The sequence below is a fragment of the Lactiplantibacillus plajomi genome (genome assembly GCF_005405405.1).
Lineage (GTDB): Bacteria > Bacillota > Bacilli > Lactobacillales > Lactobacillaceae > Lactiplantibacillus > Lactiplantibacillus plajomi.
The window spans coordinates 1-1,319 of sequence record NZ_BJDZ01000062.1 but is presented as its reverse complement, the minus strand read 5'-3'; the positions used below and the strand labels follow the sequence as shown (position 1 = coordinate 1,319).

2 protein-coding genes are annotated in these 1,319 nt (G+C 39.2%); both read left to right on the top strand.

Features of this window, described 5'->3' with window-relative positions:
- Positions 1-81: 81 nt before the first annotated feature.
- The gene (locus FFM82_RS13395) at positions 82-369 is read left to right on the top strand and encodes a transposase (protein ID WP_003688751.1); all 288 of its coding nucleotides are present in this window, start codon (positions 82-84) and stop codon (positions 367-369) included.
- Positions 370-392: 23 nt separating this feature from the next.
- On the top strand, positions 393-1,271 hold the full coding sequence (locus tag FFM82_RS13390) for an IS3 family transposase (protein ID WP_137646244.1): 879 nt from the start codon (positions 393-395) through the stop codon (positions 1,269-1,271).
- Positions 1,272-1,319 lie beyond the last annotated feature (48 nt).

The window sequence follows — 1,319 nt, the reverse complement described above, 5'->3', positions numbered from 1 at the left end:
TGGGCCTAGAATAAAAAGTGTACAAGTTAAATAGAGACTCTGATTTAGTATAATTAAGGAAGTAAATTGGAGGATCAAATAATGACGAAGCACAGTTATGACAAGGAATTTAAGGAACAGGCCGTTCAGTATTACTTAGATAACAAGGATCACATGACCATGAATGAAATAAGTAAGAATCTAGGTATTGGGGCTAGTACATTACATAAATGGATTAAGCTGTTTACTGAGACTGGGGAGTTTGGCCGTGGCTCTGGTAATTTTGCCAGCGATAAGGACAAGGAGATTGCACGACTAAAGCGTCAACTTCGTGACGCTGAAGGAGCGATCGAAGTGTTAAAAAAATCAATCGGGATTCTGAGCAAGTAACTACCGAAAAGGTATACCAAGAAATGGACGTTCAGCACGCTTTGGAATCCCACCCTTCCATCAATGGTATGTGTGATTATGTTGGAATCTCAAGAAGTGGTTACTATCAACGAGAAAAGCATCATAATCACCAATCACCGCGAAAGCTTCGGAAGAAGTTTATTCAAGGTGAAATTAAAGCAATTTGGCTCAAAAGCCTTTGTATTTACGGTGCCGGCAAAATCACCCAAGAACTTCGCTCAAAAGGATATAAGATCGCTGAACGAACTGTTGGTAAGTATATGCGTGAACTTGGCATTCACGCCGTTTACCTAACCCCTTGGACGACTACCACTCACAATTCTAAGTTTGATAAACAGCTAATAAATATTTTAGACGAGCAGTTCAATCCATTGCGACCAAACGCCGTTTGGTGCATTGACACCACTTATATTCCAGTTCATGACGGATTCGTTTATTTAACCAGTATTATGGACTTGTACTCCCGACGGATCATTGGTTGGGACTTATCTGAAACCTTGGAGGTATCGAATGTCATCCCACTTATTGAAAAGACTAAGCACAGTCGCCATATTAGCAAGCCATTAATCATGCACAGTGATCGTGGTAGTCAGTTTACGTCTGAAGCTTACAATCAAGTTACAGCTAACATGACATTAAGCTATTCAAAGAAAGCTTATCCTTGGGATAATGCCTGCATTGAGTCGTTTCATGCCTTGATTAAGCGTGAATGGATAAATCGGTTTAAAATCCATTCATACTCCGAAGCTAAACGACTAGTTTTTCAGTACATTGAAACGTTTTACAACACAGTTAGAATTCACAGTCACTGTGGATTCAAATCACCAAAGCAACTTGAAGATGAGTATCAAACTCAAATTCAAAATTTAGTCGTGGCATAGGACAAAAAAGTCTCTATTTAAATTGTCTATTTTATTGACAGGGGACCA